This is a genomic window from Flavobacterium odoriferum, from assembly GCF_025499515.1.
Lineage (GTDB): Bacteria > Bacteroidota > Bacteroidia > Flavobacteriales > Flavobacteriaceae > Flavobacterium > Flavobacterium odoriferum.
In genome coordinates this window covers 178,903-193,816 of sequence record NZ_JAMKFA010000003.1, presented here as the reverse complement: position 1 = coordinate 193,816, position 14,914 = coordinate 178,903, and the positions used below count along the sequence as shown (strand labels likewise).

Here is a 14,914-nt window from a genome sequence, read left to right as displayed (position 1 = left end):
TTATGCCAGATTTAACTATTACACTTGACCAAGCAAAAGCTTGGGCAAAGTCGTGGAGAAATAATCCACCAAAAGATTTAGCCAAGGGACATTTAATTACAGGACAAGCATTAACAGAATTGTTGGGAGCAGAAGGTGTTGTAGATGTGAGGGCTTATATGGGAGTTGACGAATCGGGAACTCAAAAATTAATGTTAGTGGGTGTAAATTCAGCAGGAAATGATATGATTGATGCTGGACACTTAATTTATGATCATACAATGCCTTGTCCAAGTTCTTGTGACACAAGTAGTCCTTTATTTAACCCATAATATTGAAACTTTCTTATTATTTATACATTACTTCAGCAATCTTATGTTTGTTGTATTTTATAGGTTTTTTCAGAAATGGAAAAGCCTATAAAATTTTTACTATTTATATTACAGGAGTATTAATAATAGATTTTATATCTTCAAGATTATATAGCTGGTTTAAAATATATAATATTTTTACTTCTCATTTTTACGAACTTTTTCAGTTTGTAATGTTGAGTTATTTTTACGCAACTCTTTTAAAAACTAAACAGCAATTATATATCCTATACTCACTCTTAATTATATTGCCAATTTTTCTTTTGTCAAGATATTTATTTAATCCTCAAATGTTTTTTCAATATAGCTTGTTAGAAACGTATCTTACAACTTTACCAATAATTATATATGGTGTTATGCATTTATACAATAATTTGAATGAGAAAAAAGAATTTCAATATGCCAATATTGGTATTTTACTTTACTTGTTTTGTAGTACTTTCATTTTTTTATTATTTGAATTAAAAAATGTTTTTAAATTCAACGAATTTGATAATGCTTTGATTAATACTAATATTATCCTTCAATTTATAAAATTTGGCTTTTTCTTTATACAGTGGAAAGTAATTTATTTTAAAAAGTATGAACTCAATTAGCTTAGAAAATACCGAATTAATTAAAGCCGTCTTTTTTATACTATTGGCTTTTATCTCTATGTTTTTAATTTTAGTTTTGTTCTTTTACTTCTCAAGAAAAAAAATTGTACAAATTGAAGTCGATAAAAAAAAGTTAGAAATTGAACATCAAAAACAATTATTAAAATCGGTAATTGTTACTCAAGAAGAAGAACGACAACGAATTGCTCAAGACTTACATGATGATATTAGCTCTAAACTAAATGTCGTTTCAATAAATAGTCATTTGTTAAAAACTCCAAATTTAACAAAAGATGAAGTTGAAGAAATTACTAATAATATCATCAATTTTACTCAAAATGCTTTAGAAAGTTCGAGAAGAATTGCACATAATTTATTGCCTCCAGTTTTAGAAAAATTTGGTTTAAATGCAGGTATTGAAGAACTCGTTGAAGAATATAATAGCACTAAAAAAGTTAAAGTAGTTTTTGAAAACACAATCAATTTTGATAGTTCTAATATTGAAAAACATTTACATGTTTTTAGAATCTTGCAAGAGCTATTAAATAATTCTATTAAACACGGAAATGCAACTGATATTTCAATCCAATTTATTAAATTAGATGACCAAAAAGTCTGTATATATTCAGACAACGGATTAGGATTTGATTTGAATAACACAGACAATCAAAAAGGTTTGGGAATGAGAAACATAGAAAGTAGAATTAGCTTTATTGGCGGAAAATATTCTATTGATTCAAAACCAAATGGTGGCGTTAAAATTGTATTTAATTTTAAATAAATGAACGAAAAAATAAAAATATTTCTAGCTGACGATGAAGAATTATTCCGAAAAGGGATTTATTTTTTATTGAACAGAGAAGAAAATATTGAAATTCTTTTTGAAGCTTCAAACGGAAAAGAGTTAATTGATAAACTGAAAGAATCTACTCAGGAAAATTTGCCAGATATTATTATGATGGATTTAAAAATGCCTTTAACCAATGGTGTGGAAGCAACAAAAATTATTCATAAAGATTTTCCTCAAATTAGAATTATTGCATTAACAAGTTACAATACAAAGTCATTCATTGCAAATATGATTAATGTTGGAGCGGCTTCTTATTTAGTAAAAAGTTCAACACCGCATGATATGTTGAAAACAATTAATGAAGTAGCTAAAAAAGGATTTTATTACAGTGAAAGTGTAATGGAAGTTATTCATCAAGATGTTTTATCAAGTGGAAGCTCAAGAACAATTTTAGATGATGATTTTTTAACGCTTCGCGAAAAAGAAATCTTAGAATTAATTTGCAAGCAATACAGTTCAACTGAAATAGCTGATATGATGTGTCTTAGCACTAGAACTATTGATGGTCATAGAAATAACTTATTGCTAAAAACGCAATCAAAAAATGTTGCTGGATTAGTAATATTCGCTATTCAAAATAAAATTGTGAAACTAGACGAATATAATAATTCATAAACCTTATTGATTTTAGTAGCTTCTACAAAATTGAAATACTAAAATAAAATATACAAGTATAGTCACTACAAGAACTACGTACCCAATTTTTTTTAATAATTTCATTTCTCTTGAATTTAATAACGAAGAATTGTTTTTAGATGTACTCATTTTTATAATTATTTATTGATACATGTCAAAACTACTTCAAAAATAAATCCTGTGTAAGCGTAAAAATACCTGATTTTAAAATCAGGTATTTTTACGGGGTCAACCAGGTATTTTTACGGGGGTACCATTTTAACATTTCAAAAAATAGAATTAAAAAGAAATGTTTTAAATTAGACCAAATTTTAATTCAATCGAATGAAAGCAAAACTTAAATATTGTTGTTTACTCCTTATTTTACTTATATCTTGGTCAAGTAAGGCAGCTTTTGTATTAATTCCGATGGAAGCAGAAGTGCAACAAAATCATTTGAAAGCATACGGAATCACATATTGGGCTTTAGACAAAAGTTACAAAGTAAGTTGGTTATTAAATTATAGAGGAGGTTCTTTTTTACTACCCGATGCTCCCGAAATTAGAAAAGAATGTCAAATTCGTGGAGTAACATTTGAAATACTTTCAGATGCTTCAACAAATTCAATTTTAGATGAAATAAGTGCACCATCTCAAAATATGGAAACAGTAGTTTTAGAAAAAGCGCCTAAAATTGCTGTCTATACCCCAAAAGGAAAACAACCTTGGGACGATGCTGTAACCATGGTTTTAACCTATGCCGAAATTCCATATACTGAAATTTATGATGAGGAAGTTCTATCAGATCAATTACTTTTATATGATTGGTTACACTTACATCACGAAGATTTTACCGGACAATATGGGAAATTTTTTGGAAATTACAGAAATACACCATGGTATATTCAACAAAAAGCTGATTCTGAAGCATTAGCAAAGAAATTAGGATATAATAAAGTTTCTGAAGAAAAGTTAGCAGTTGCAAAAAAAATTAGAGATTTTGTTATTGGTGGTGGATTCATGTTTGCCATGTGCTCAGCTACTGATAGTTTTGATATTGCGCTTTCGGCAGAAGGTGTTGATATATGTGAACCAATGTTTGATGGAGACGATTCAGATGCTAATTATCAAGCACAAATAGATTATTCAAACACTTTTGCTTTCAAAGATTACAAATTAGAGCGTCAACCGATGGTTTATGAGTTTTCCGATATTGATACTACAGAAGAACATGGAAAAGGATCATTTTCAATGGATAAAGATTATTTTACTTTAATGGAATATTCTGCAAAATGGGATCCAATTCCTACTATGTTATGCCAAAATCACACACAATTAGTTAAAGGTTTCATGGGACAAACAACAGCATTTTCTGCCGAAAAAATAAAATCCAATGTTTTAGTAATGGGAGAATGTAAAATTAATGGAGAAGCGAGATATATTCACGGAACTAAAGGCAAAGGAATGTTTACGTTTTATGGAGGACACGACCCAGAAGATTATCAACACAGAGTTGGTGATGCTCCAACAGTTTTAGATTTGCATCCAAATTCACCCGGCTATCGTTTAATTTTGAACAATGTTTTGTTTCCTGCTGCTAGAAAGAAAAAACTAAAGACATAATTAAGTATGGAAAGCAAGCACTTATTTTTTTTCGGAATAAGCCTTTTGGGATTGTTCTTTTTATTTTTTAATACATTTTTATTTTTACGCAAGAAAGAAATACATAAACACGTTTCAAAAGTGTTTATAATTTATCTGGTATCACTTTGTATTATAGAAACAGCTTGTCATATTATTGGTATTTTGGAACCAAATTCAAACTTTTTTATATCTCATTTTTATTTTATTTTTCAATTCACTTTTTTAAGTTATTTATATTATACCCTATTTGAAAGCAAATCTTTTAAGAAGACTATTATTGTTATATATATTTCTCAAATTATTGTTTTAGCATATATGTATTATACAGATGCAAGTTTGTTTTGGAAATTTAATCATTACGAAATAATTGCAACATCGCTTATCTTAGTCTTTTATGCCTTGTATTTTATCTATAAGGAATTTGACAAGGTTCATTTTTATTATAATTTTTCTATAGGATTGATAATGTATTTGTTGTGTAGTATTTCAATATTTTTATATGGAAATTTTGAATTAGTATTGTTAGAAGATCCATACATTGATATTTGGATTTTTAATACAATATTTTACATTATATTTCAATACATGATACTAAGAGAATATGCTTTTTTAACTACTGTAGCTTCCAAAGGAATAGAACAAGAAGAAGAAGAATTTTTATAATTTCTTTAAAATCAAATTATGCTAAAATATCATTAATAATCATCAAATGATGTTTCGTATGAAGTACTAAAAAATTTTCGGTTTCTTTTTTGTTTAAAATTCCAAAAAATGGATGCGGAAAATGAGTGTTTTTATCTAAACTTTCCCAATTTTTCATATTTTCTTTCACTTTAGAAAAGCTTACAGTTAAAGTTTTTTGATTGATTTCGCCTTCAGGTCGAACAATTTTTGGAGCTCTTGCCTTTCCTCTTGGGATTTTTTTAGCAATTGACATTATCAAAAAACGTTTGAAATTAAATTGCCATTGGTAATTTACCGGATTAGAATTTTTACAAGCCGTTATAATTTGATCAATTGTTTTTAAACTATGTTCAATATGCCAACCTACACTACCTCCAGAAACTGAATGATTTGTAGTTTCAAATCGTAAAATATTAGATTCTAACTGATTAACTAATAGGTATAAGTTTTGCATAATTGAAGTTTTTATATCGTAAAAATAAAAAAATCCCAATTTAAAATCGGGATTCTTATTATTTTAGTAAACATTATAAGGAGGCTTTGCGGTTTTATCTAAATGTCGTCTTAGCCTTGTTAATGTTGTTCCGTCAGGTTCATTTGTATCAATATCAATAATATCCTTACTAGGAATTCCTTTTGGCTCAAATTCATTTTCTGGAGTTGAAGGATCATCAGCTACAGGATTAAAAGGGTAATATAAACTTAATCCTAAAAATGTTGTTGGTTTCTTAACCTCAAATTTAGTTAAAAAACCATCGCCATCATCATCAACATCTAAATAATCTGGTATGTCATCACCATCAGTATCTAAAGCTGTTTTATTATAATTTATTTTTCCATTAACATAATCTACTTCTCCATTTGGTAATTCTGGTAGCCCATATTCATATTTTGATAATATTTTATCTAAATCATGATCTCTACTTCTTTGTTTGTATAATTTAAAATTAAAAATCAATGGCGAATAAGAAGCGATATTACCTGTTGCCGTATTAAAATAACCTAAACCTGATGGTATAAACATTACTCCTGCCCCATAATCATCAAATGAAACGGTACCATCTGGATTCGATGTGTATGTACCAGTTTTAAACTCTGGAATAATTTCACCCCAACCTTTAATAACATCTTCTAAGGCAAACCACACAGGAGTTTCTGATTGATCAAAAACATTTTGGGTATAGGTATCGACTCCATCAGCAGTGGTTTTAGTGAAAGTATTTCCTTTGTAGGAAACAAAAGCTGAGTCAACACGGGTAGTAGTTTCCCCAATACCTTCACGCAATTTTAAATAATAAATTTTATATTTTATATCATGAAAATCTCTTTCAACAAAATTTAATTCTGCCATTTCAGAAATTGGTTGTTGAGTTCCTCCCGCTGGAATTTGAGTAAAAGTTGTATTATAATCTGCATCAACAGTTACGTAGTGTGTATCAAGGAATTCTTCAATTTTTGCTAAATCTTCTGGATAAACATCTGCATAAGGTCTTGCAGGTGGTGCTGTTACATCATCTGTTTTCTGACAAGAGAATATGCTTGAAATTAAAACAACACTTAAAACTATTTTAAAAAGGCTTTTCATTATTATAAAATTTATAGGGCGCAAGATACAATTTTCATTTATTTTTGTAGAAATATTAACATGGTTTTTTGAATTATATTATGCGAATAGATAAACTTTTATGGTGTTTACGATATTATAAGACCCGAAGTATAGCCACTGAAGCTGTAAAAAAAGGACATATAACAGTTAACGGTCAGGTAGCGAAGGCTTCAAGAGAAGTTTTTCCTACCGATAAAATCACGCTTCGCAAAGACCAAATCAACTACAAATTAACCATCTTAGATATGCCTCAAAATCGATTGGGAGCAAAATTGGTCGACATGTATAGAAAAGACGAAACACCAAAAGAAGCTTTTGAACATCTAGAATTACTAAAATTATCAAAAGAACATTACAGAGCCAACGGAACCGGAAGACCTACCAAAAAAGACCGAAGAGAAATCGACGATTATTTATGGGAAAGTGATGAAACCGATGATATCAATAAAACCGAATAAATGAATTACTGGGAAAAACGCTATCAAAAAGGAGAAACAGGTTGGGACGCAGGTCAAATTACTACTCCATTAAAAGAATACATTGACCAATTAACTAATAAGAATCTAAAAATTCTAATTCCTGGAGCCGGAAATGGTTATGAATTTGACTATTTAATTGAAAAAGGTTTTCAAAATGTGTATGTCATTGATATTGCAGAAACGCCTTTAGAAAATATTAAAAAAAGAAAACCAGAATTTGCATCGCATTTATTGCATGCCGACTTCTTTTCATTAGAAACCAAATTTGATTTAATCTTAGAGCAAACATTTTTCTGTGCTTTACCTCCCGAAATGAGGTTTCAATATGTTGAAAAAATGGCAGAGCTTTTACTTCCTAAAGGAAAATTAGCAGGATTGCTTTTTGATTTTCCATTAACTAATGAAGGTCCGCCGTTTGGAGGTTCAAAAGAAGAATATATCAACCGATTTGCTCCAAAATTTGAAATTAAAAAACTAGAACGCGCATATAATTCGATAAAGCCACGAGAAAATAAAGAACTCTTTTTTATCTTTGAGGTCAAATAACAACAACACATGGAAAATATTATTTTAACGCACAAAGAAATTGCACACAAAACCAAACGAATTGCTTACCAAATCTTCGAAACTTTTGTTAATGAAGAAGAGGTTATTTTAGCTGGAATTGCCAACAATGGCTACCTGTTTGCTCAAAAAATAGCGGCAGAATTAGCTTTGATTTCCGATTTAAAAGTGACGCTTTGTGAAGTTAAAATTAATAAACAAAATCCGCAATCTCTTGTAACTACCTCAATTCCATCAGCCGAATATCAAAACAAAGCATTGGTTTTAATTGATGATGTACTGAGCACTGGAACTACTTTAATTTATGGTGTAAAACACTTTTTAGAAGTACCATTAAGTAAGTTTAAAACAGCCGTTTTAGTGGATAGAAATCATAAAAAATATCCCGTTAAAGCTGATTTTAAAGGAATTTCGCTTTCAACTTCGCTACAAGAACACATTCAAGTGGTTTTTGAAGAAAATAACTCGTACGCTTATTTAAGCTAATAAAGCTTCTATTTCATTTGCAATTTGCTCTACCGACTTATTATCAACTGTTACAATTTTAGTAGCTTGATGATAATAAAAGTTTCGGTCGAATAAATGCTTATTGATAAAATCTTTCAAAGTAACCTCATCTTGATTGTGTAATAACGGACGCTTGTCTTTTTCGTTTATCAATCGATTTATTAAAGTATCCGTAGAAGCTTTTAAGTAAATTGAAAAAACGTCATCTTGTTGCAACAATTCATGATTATTAAAATAACAAGGCGTGCCACCACCCAAACTCAAAACGAAGTTTTCTTTTTTATCTAGAAAAGTTTTCAAAACTTCATTTTCCTTTTTTCTAAAATAAATTTCACCTTTTGTTTGAAACAATTCGGAGATAGAACTTTGAGTTACTTTTTCAATTTCTTCATCCAAATCATAGAAAGATACTTGTAACTTTTTTGCTAAAAAATCACCAATTACCGACTTACCACAACCCATGTAACCTAACAGTACTACTTTCATATTTAAATAATCCTCTATAAATTAAAGGGTTAAGAAATTAATTATAAAAAAAGACAAATTTATAATAAATTCCCATTGGAAAATAAATAAATGTTTATATATTTGCACCCGCATTCAAGAAAAGAAAATGACTTGGTAGCTCAGTTGGTAGAGCACATCACTTTTAATGATGGGGTCCTGGGTTCGAGCCCCAGCCAGGTCACAAAAATAAAAAAACTTTTCTTGATTGCTACGACTTGGTAGCTCAGTTGGTAGAGCACATCACTTTTAATGATGGGGTCCTGGGTTCGAGCCCCAGCCAGGTCACAAAAATAAAAAAACTTTTCTTGATTGCTACGACTTGGTAGCTCAGTTGGTAGAGCACATCACTTTTAATGATGGGGTCCTGGGTTCGAGCCCCAGCCAGGTCACAAAAATCTAAAAGACGTTGCAATGCAACGTCTTTGTTGTTTTAAGGCCAAGTGGAGAAACGGTAGACTCGCCATCTTGAGGGGGTGGTGCTCGTAAGGGCGTGAGGGTTCAAATCCCTCCTTGGTCACAAATATTTACTTCCTACAAACTCTTTTCTTATTCTTTAAAAAAAATTGTTTGATTATTTTTCTTATTAGTTAAACATTTTTTCTCATAAAAATTTTTTTGTTTACTTTTTTTATTACTTTTGTTAAACAAAATAAGGAAAAAGATGAACAACGTTAAAAATGTATTTAGTATCAAAGATTTAGAAAATCTTTCTGGCATAAAAGCACATACTATTCGTATCTGGGAAAAACGTTATAATGTTTTAGAACCTATGCGATCTGATACTAACATACGTTCGTACGATATAAAAAACCTACAAAAGTTATTAAACATCGTATTACTTCATAATTATGGATATAAAATATCTAAAATTGGCACCCTGAATCAGGAGCAAATTAATAAACTTGCTAACGATATTATTTCCGAAAAAAGTGCTAAAAATCACGCCATTAGTACATTTAAAATGGCTATGATGAATTTTGATCAATCATTATTTTTTAATACTTATAATCAATTATTAAGTGAGAAATCATTTAGAGAAGTTTTCTACACCGTATTTATTCCATTAATGCAAGAAATTGGATTTTTATGGCAAACACAGACTATTTCTCCGGCACATGAGCATTTCATAAGTTACCTCATAAAGCAAAAACTTTTAATTAATACCGAAAAAGTTCAGATTTTAGAACCTACTAAAACAGATAACGTATTTGTTTTATTTCTTCCATTAAACGAAGTTCATGAACTTGGATTAATGTATTTGAATTATGAAATTTTATTAAAAGGTTACCAAACAATATATTTAGGAGAAAGTATTCCTACAGAAAGTTTATTAGATTTAAAAAATTACTACGAAAAAATAACTTTTGTTAGTTACTTAACTGTAGAACCTAATCAAGATGAAATAGATAATTATATTTCTGATATTCAAACAAAATTATTAGATAACACGAATCACGAATTACTTTTATTAGGTAGATTGACACAATTTATCACATCTAAAACACTATCAAAAAACATACATATTTTCAATAGTATAGAAGAACTTTCAAATACTTTATAAAAAGATTTGTTTTGTTTAACTTTTTTATTATTTTTGTTAAACAAAATAAAAACAAGTGAATAAAAAAATTGTAATAATTGGTTCAGGATTTTCTTCTTTAGCTGCTGCTTGCTATTTAGCAAAACAAGGCAATGAAGTAACTGTTTACGAAAAAAACAGTACAATAGGTGGAAGAGCTCGTCAACTTAAAAAAGAAGGATTTACTTTCGATATTGGACCAACTTGGTATTGGATGCCTGATGTTTTTGAGCGTTTCTTTGCTGACTTTGACAAAAAACCTTCCGATTATTACGAATTGATAAAACTTTCTCCAGCGTATCAAGTATATTTTGGTCTCTTAGATTTTGTAACCATTGCTGATAATCTTCCCGAAATTGTAAAAAATTTCGAATCAATCGAGAAAGGAAGTGGCAAGCAACTAGAACAATTTATGGCTGAAGCCAAAAGCAATTATGACATTGCAATTAAAGATTTGGTTTATCGTCCAGGTGAATCACCATTGGAATTAATCACTTTGGAAACAGCAAAAAAAGTAAATCAGTTTTTTAGTAACATTTCAAAAGATGTCAGAAAACGATTCAAGAACACCAAATTAGTTCAAATATTAGAATTTCCAGTTTTGTTTTTAGGAGCAAAACCAAGCGATACACCTTCATTTTATAGTTTTATGAATTTTGCCGATTTTGGATTGGGCACATGGCATCCAAAAAACGGAATGTATTCGGTTATTCTAGCAATGGAATCTTTAGCAAAAGAATTGGGTGTAAAAATCGAAACCAACGCTAATGTTGAAAAAATTGATGTTACCAATGGAAAAGCAACTGGAATATTAGTCAATAATAAAATTGTAACAGGTGATGTAATTTTAAGCGGTGCCGATTATCATCACTCTGAAACTTTATTAGATAAAAATTATCGTCAGTATTCAGAAAATTATTGGGAGAGTAAAACATTTGCTCCATCTTCACTCCTATTTTATGTTGGGTTTGATAAAAAAATAGAAAATGTAGAACACCACTCTTTATTTTTTGATGTTGATTTTGATGTTCATGCACAAGCTATTTACGATACTCCAAAATGGCCCAAAGAACCACTTTTTTATGCAAGTTTTCCATCAAAAACCGATACAAACTCAGCTCCAGATGGTAAAGAAGCAGGCATATTTCTAATTCCGTTAGCACCAGGATTAGAAGACACACAAGAATTGAGAGATTTGTATTTTGAAAAAATTATTACTCGCTTCGAATTCTTAACTAATCAAAAAGTAAAAAATAATATTATCTTTAAAGAATCGTTTTGCGTGAATGATTTCATCAAAGACTATAATTCATATAAAGGGAATGCATATGGTATGGCAAATACTTTGTTGCAAACTGCTTTTTTAAGACCAAAATTGAAAAGTAAAAAAGTAAAAAACTTGTATTTTACTGGACAATTAACTGTTCCAGGACCAGGTGTTCCTCCTGCTTTAATTTCGGGTAAATTAGTTTCAGATTTAATAGAAAAGTATAAATAGTATGAAATCGATTTTTGACAACGTTTCGTTTGACTGTAGCATGAAAGTTACAAAAGCCTACAGCACTTCTTTTTCGTCTGCTGTTAAAATGCTTGCACCAACCATTCGACAAGATATTTACAATATTTATGGTTTTGTTCGTTTTGCGGATGAAATTGTGGACTCATTTCATGATTATGATAAAGAATTCCTTTTTTCAAAATTTGAACAAGATTTGGCAGATGCTTTAGAACATAAAATAAGTTTAAATCCAATTTTGAATTCGTTTCAATATACTGTGAATAAATATAATATCCCACAGGAAATGATTGATGCTTTTATGAAAAGTATGAGATTAGATTTGAGTAAAAGTGAATACAAAACTACAGAAGAATATCAAGAATATATTTATGGTTCGGCAGATGTAGTAGGTTTAATGTGTTTAAAAATTTTTGTTAACGGAAATGAAGAAAAGTACAATGAATTAAAAGATTCAGCTATGCGTCTAGGTTCAGCTTTTCAAAAAGTGAATTTTTTGAGAGATTTGAAAGCTGATTTTGAAGAATTAAGTAGAACTTATTTTCCTAATACCGATTTAAATCATTTAGATGAAAAATCGAAGCAAGAAATTATTGCTGATATTGAAAGTGATTTTGAAGCCGCGTTTGAAGGCATTAAAAACTTACCTTTAGAAGCTAAATTTGGAGTTTACACCGCTTACAGATATTATAAGAAGTTATTAAAAAAGCTTCAAAAAACACCATCTTTAGAAATTAAAAACACGCGAATTCGTGTTTCTGATTATCAAAAAGTAGAATTATTAGCAAGATGCTATGTCAAATACAGATTAAATATTATTTAATTTAATACTATAATTATGTGGTTACACGTTTTAGTTTTTTTTACAACATTTTTTTTCATGGAATTTATGGCTTGGTTTAGTCACAAATACATCATGCACGGATTTTTGTGGCATTTACACGCCGATCATCACAAAAAAGATCACGATTCGTGGTTTGAACGCAATGATGCATTCTTTATTTTTTATGCATTAGTTAGTATTGGTTGTTTTTTACTTTGGAAATACGAAATCTTAGAAATTGGTTTAGCAATTGGTATTGGAATCTTCGCTTACGGATTAGCTTATTTCTTTGTTCATGATATCTTTATTCACCAACGCTTTAAGTTGTTCCGAAATGCCAATAATCGTTATGCTAAAGCCGTAAGACGCGCTCACAAAATGCATCACAAACACATTGGAAAAGAACATGGAGAATGTTTTGGAATGTTAATCGTTCCTTTGAAATATTATAAAAACTAAAAAATCCCGCTTCTGCGGGATTTTTTTATTTCATAAGTTGTTGTAAAGGTTTCAATTGCTCCATATCTACTTGTGATTTTTGGAGTAAACTCAGCATATTCATAATATGTGTCGGATTCATATCGTTTCCTAAAACGCGAACTACTGCAAAACCGTTTTCTTTCTTTCCGGCTAAAACAACAAATTCTTCTATGTGTTCGTCATCATTTCCAACGAAATAAATAGCGGCACCATCGTTACCAGAACCTGCTTTCATTAATTGTTGATAGCTTTCATCTTTCAAAATGGCTTTTACTTCTTTGATTTCTTTATCATATCCCGTAATATCTGTAGAATCCGTTCTAAAAGCTAAAATATTCATTTTATCAAACGATTCTAAAGCCGCTTTCTCTGTTTCAGTTAAGGAAATTTTATCTGTTTTGATGATACTAGAAGCTAAATCTAATGCAATAAACTTAGGTGATTCTGTATTTTTTACATAATACTTTTGAAGTGTAGGTTTGTCTTCACAACTGTAAAGCATAATCATACATGAGACAAGTAACAATAACTTTTTCATAGTATTACTTTTTAGAAGCCTTTTTCAAATCGTCACCACCAGGTAAATTCATTTTTTCGGTTAACATAGAAATTTCATCTAAACTAAAGTTCCCTGTTAAAGATAAAACTACTGTTCCTGCATCTTTAATATTAGAACCTTCAACAAACATTAAAAGCTCTTTTACAATGTTTTCATTAGCTCCTGATTTTACGTAAATCTTTACATTTTTACCGTCGCCATTAACACGCATTAATTCTTCTAAAGGATTTGATTTTAAGTAACTATTTACAGTTGCTTTCATATCGGCACCTAATTTTGCGTTACTTGTGGTAAACACTTTTAAGTTATCTAATTTTTTAAGCAAGTTCATGTATTGTTGCATTTCTTTATCTTTTGCATCTACTTTTACCTTACTCATCATTTCGAACATCTTCTTATTTACAATAACTGATGCTACTCCTTCTTTATCTTCAAATTTATCAAAAGCTCCTTGTGCAAAAGAAACTGTTGATGCCATTAAAAAAGCTATAACTACTACTAAATTTTTCATATCTATTTTATTTAAAAATTGTTTTTGTTGTTTTTTCGTATTCCTCTAAATATACTACACTTTCCATGCCAACATTTACTTGTTCTGAAACCATTAACAAAGCTTTATGTGTAGCGGCAAAAGCTTCTTCTGGATTATCATACGTTCCTAAATCTTCATGCTTAGGTTCTGATGGATAAAAATAGAAGGTTGCTAAGCCAAAAAGCATTACAAAACTTGCTGCAATACCTATCCATTTTACAGTACTTTGTTTTCTAGGTTGTAATGGAAGTTTTTGCTCGAATTGCGTTCCTTTTTGTGTTTCAAAGTAACCAAACAGCGCTTGATATTTTGCCAAATGTGGCGCCACATCGTTTGAATAAAAATAGGCCTTTAATTGTTTTTCTTCTGCTATTGTAGTTTCTCCTTGAAAGTATTTTTCCAATAATTGTTCAACTAACTTGAGTTCCATAATTATGTGTTTTTTCTATTTGTTCTCTTAAGGTTTTTCGTGCTCTTGATAAAGCTACTCGAACCGCTGTTTCATTCATTTCTAATACTTGAGCTATTTCCGAAAATTCGTATTCTTCAATTTCTCTAAGTTGTAATATCAATCGTTGTTGTTCGGGTAAATCGTTCATTAACTTTTCGGCCCATTGCAACGTATTTTGATGCTCTATTTGTGTTTCTACACTAGCTTGCTTGTCTTGATAATTGCTATGTACAATTTGCAAATTTGTAGCTCTTTTGCTTTTCAGTTGATCCAAACAATAATTCTTGGTCATCGTCATCGCTAAAGCTTCCACACTATTGTATTGTTCCAAAGCACTGTTTTTATTCCACAACCTTACCAACACTTCCTGAGTAGCATCTTCTGCTTCCTCTGTACTCACGAGCATTCGCTTCGCTAAACGAAATAACTTATCCTTAAAAGGAGTGATTATTTGTACAAACTCGTTTTGATTCATTTTAATTGGTTGGTTTATAATAAAGACGAATGTAATTTAATTTTGTTACAAAAAGAAAAAAGGTTTTGATAAATAAATACCAAAACCTTTTAAAATC

General features: G+C 29.8%; 19 protein-coding genes and 4 tRNA genes. 16 read left to right on the top strand and 7 right to left on the bottom strand.

Features of this window, described 5'->3' with window-relative positions; all coding sequences use genetic code 11:
* The first annotated feature begins 2 nt into the window (after positions 1 to 2).
* The 5 genes from M9Q43_RS03925 to M9Q43_RS03905 all read left to right on the top strand — a co-directional run bounded on the left by M9Q43_RS03925 (position 3) and on the right by M9Q43_RS03905 (position 4,718).
* Positions 3 to 311, top strand: a complete 309-nt coding sequence (locus M9Q43_RS03925) for a hypothetical protein (RefSeq protein ID WP_262317669.1) — start codon at positions 3 to 5, stop codon at positions 309 to 311.
* A gap of 621 nt (positions 312 to 932) precedes the next feature.
* Positions 933 to 1,727 carry a sensor histidine kinase gene (locus tag M9Q43_RS03920; RefSeq protein ID WP_262317668.1) on the top strand — a complete coding sequence of 265 codons (795 nt, stop codon included), beginning with the start codon at positions 933 to 935 and terminating at the stop codon, positions 1,725 to 1,727.
* Positions 1,728 to 2,411 (top strand): response regulator transcription factor, encoded by a 684-nt coding sequence (locus tag M9Q43_RS03915; protein WP_262317667.1) that lies wholly within the window; start codon positions 1,728 to 1,730, stop codon positions 2,409 to 2,411. It abuts the gene before it with no gap.
* Between the two features lie 345 nt (positions 2,412 to 2,756).
* Entirely contained in the window at positions 2,757 to 4,034 is a 1,278-nt protein-coding gene (locus M9Q43_RS03910; protein WP_262317666.1) for an asparagine synthetase B, read from the top strand.
* Between the two features lie 336 nt (positions 4,035 to 4,370).
* A complete protein-coding gene (locus M9Q43_RS03905; protein ID WP_262317665.1) occupies positions 4,371 to 4,718 on the top strand; it encodes a hypothetical protein in 348 nt (115 codons plus the stop codon).
* Between the two features lie 16 nt (positions 4,719 to 4,734).
* On the opposite strand, the gene M9Q43_RS03900 is transcribed toward M9Q43_RS03905, so the two are convergent.
* Together M9Q43_RS03900 and M9Q43_RS03895 are read right to left on the bottom strand one after the other, a co-directional pair.
* Complete coding sequence (locus tag M9Q43_RS03900) at positions 4,735 to 5,193, bottom strand: DUF1569 domain-containing protein (RefSeq protein WP_262317664.1); 459 nt, start codon at positions 5,191 to 5,193, stop codon at positions 4,735 to 4,737.
* Positions 5,194 to 5,256: 63 nt separating this feature from the next.
* Positions 5,257 to 6,324, bottom strand: a complete 1,068-nt coding sequence (locus M9Q43_RS03895; protein ID WP_262317663.1) for an FKBP-type peptidyl-prolyl cis-trans isomerase — start codon at positions 6,322 to 6,324, stop codon at positions 5,257 to 5,259.
* Between the two features lie 80 nt (positions 6,325 to 6,404).
* Here M9Q43_RS03895 and M9Q43_RS03890 point away from each other — a divergent pair, with 80 nt between their 5' ends.
* The 3 genes from M9Q43_RS03890 to M9Q43_RS03880 are packed head-to-tail and all read left to right on the top strand — an operon-like array spanning position 6,405 to position 7,874.
* Positions 6,405 to 6,803, top strand: a complete 399-nt coding sequence (locus M9Q43_RS03890; RefSeq protein ID WP_262317662.1) for an RNA-binding S4 domain-containing protein — start codon at positions 6,405 to 6,407, stop codon at positions 6,801 to 6,803.
* Positions 6,804 to 7,370 carry a TPMT family class I SAM-dependent methyltransferase gene (locus M9Q43_RS03885; RefSeq protein ID WP_262317661.1) on the top strand — a complete coding sequence of 189 codons (567 nt, stop codon included), beginning with the start codon at positions 6,804 to 6,806 and terminating at the stop codon, positions 7,368 to 7,370.
* Between the two features lie 9 nt (positions 7,371 to 7,379).
* On the top strand, positions 7,380 to 7,874 hold the full coding sequence (locus tag M9Q43_RS03880; RefSeq protein WP_262317660.1) for a phosphoribosyltransferase family protein: 495 nt from the start codon (positions 7,380 to 7,382) through the stop codon (positions 7,872 to 7,874).
* Here M9Q43_RS03880 and M9Q43_RS03875 read toward each other — a convergent pair.
* Entirely contained in the window at positions 7,866 to 8,381 is a 516-nt protein-coding gene (locus M9Q43_RS03875; RefSeq protein ID WP_262317659.1) for a shikimate kinase, read from the bottom strand. The two genes, M9Q43_RS03880 and M9Q43_RS03875, sit on opposite strands and share 9 nt — an antisense overlap.
* A gap of 129 nt (positions 8,382 to 8,510) precedes the next feature.
* Here M9Q43_RS03875 and M9Q43_RS03870 point away from each other — a divergent pair.
* The 8 genes from M9Q43_RS03870 to M9Q43_RS03835 all read left to right on the top strand — a co-directional run bounded on the left by M9Q43_RS03870 (position 8,511) and on the right by M9Q43_RS03835 (position 12,779).
* Positions 8,511 to 8,583 (top strand) — tRNA-Lys (locus M9Q43_RS03870).
* Positions 8,584 to 8,614: 31 nt separating this feature from the next.
* Positions 8,615 to 8,687, top strand: a tRNA-Lys gene (locus M9Q43_RS03865).
* Between the two features lie 31 nt (positions 8,688 to 8,718).
* Positions 8,719 to 8,791, top strand: a tRNA-Lys gene (locus tag M9Q43_RS03860).
* Between the two features lie 45 nt (positions 8,792 to 8,836).
* Positions 8,837 to 8,919: transfer RNA gene (locus tag M9Q43_RS03855), tRNA-Leu, on the top strand.
* A 144-nt stretch (positions 8,920 to 9,063) separates the two neighbouring features.
* Entirely contained in the window at positions 9,064 to 9,963 is a 900-nt protein-coding gene (locus M9Q43_RS03850; protein WP_262317658.1) for a MerR family transcriptional regulator, read from the top strand.
* A gap of 55 nt (positions 9,964 to 10,018) precedes the next feature.
* The gene (locus tag M9Q43_RS03845; protein ID WP_262317657.1) at positions 10,019 to 11,479 is read left to right on the top strand and encodes a phytoene desaturase family protein; all 1,461 of its coding nucleotides are present in this window, start codon (positions 10,019 to 10,021) and stop codon (positions 11,477 to 11,479) included.
* Between the two features lies 1 nt (position 11,480).
* Complete coding sequence (locus M9Q43_RS03840) at positions 11,481 to 12,320, top strand: phytoene/squalene synthase family protein (protein WP_262317656.1); 840 nt, start codon at positions 11,481 to 11,483, stop codon at positions 12,318 to 12,320.
* Between the two features lie 15 nt (positions 12,321 to 12,335).
* A complete protein-coding gene (locus M9Q43_RS03835) occupies positions 12,336 to 12,779 on the top strand; it encodes a sterol desaturase family protein (RefSeq protein ID WP_262317655.1) in 444 nt (147 codons plus the stop codon).
* A gap of 25 nt (positions 12,780 to 12,804) precedes the next feature.
* Here M9Q43_RS03835 and M9Q43_RS03830 read toward each other — a convergent pair whose 3' ends face one another.
* Genes M9Q43_RS03830 through M9Q43_RS03815 form a run of 4 tightly spaced genes read right to left on the bottom strand, consistent with a single transcriptional unit; the run spans position 12,805 to position 14,817 of the window.
* Positions 12,805 to 13,338 carry a DUF4252 domain-containing protein gene (locus M9Q43_RS03830; protein ID WP_262317654.1) on the bottom strand — a complete coding sequence of 178 codons (534 nt, stop codon included), beginning with the start codon at positions 13,336 to 13,338 and terminating at the stop codon, positions 12,805 to 12,807.
* A gap of 4 nt (positions 13,339 to 13,342) precedes the next feature.
* Positions 13,343 to 13,870, bottom strand: coding sequence for a DUF4252 domain-containing protein (locus M9Q43_RS03825; RefSeq protein ID WP_262317653.1), 528 nt, complete (start codon positions 13,868 to 13,870; stop codon positions 13,343 to 13,345).
* Between the two features lie 7 nt (positions 13,871 to 13,877).
* The gene (locus M9Q43_RS03820) at positions 13,878 to 14,321 is read right to left on the bottom strand and encodes a hypothetical protein (RefSeq protein ID WP_262317652.1); all 444 of its coding nucleotides are present in this window, start codon (positions 14,319 to 14,321) and stop codon (positions 13,878 to 13,880) included.
* A complete protein-coding gene (locus tag M9Q43_RS03815) occupies positions 14,302 to 14,817 on the bottom strand; it encodes an RNA polymerase sigma factor (protein WP_262317651.1) in 516 nt (171 codons plus the stop codon). Before M9Q43_RS03815 ends, M9Q43_RS03820 begins: the two co-directional genes overlap by 20 nt.
* Positions 14,818 to 14,914: the final 97 nt, after the last annotated feature.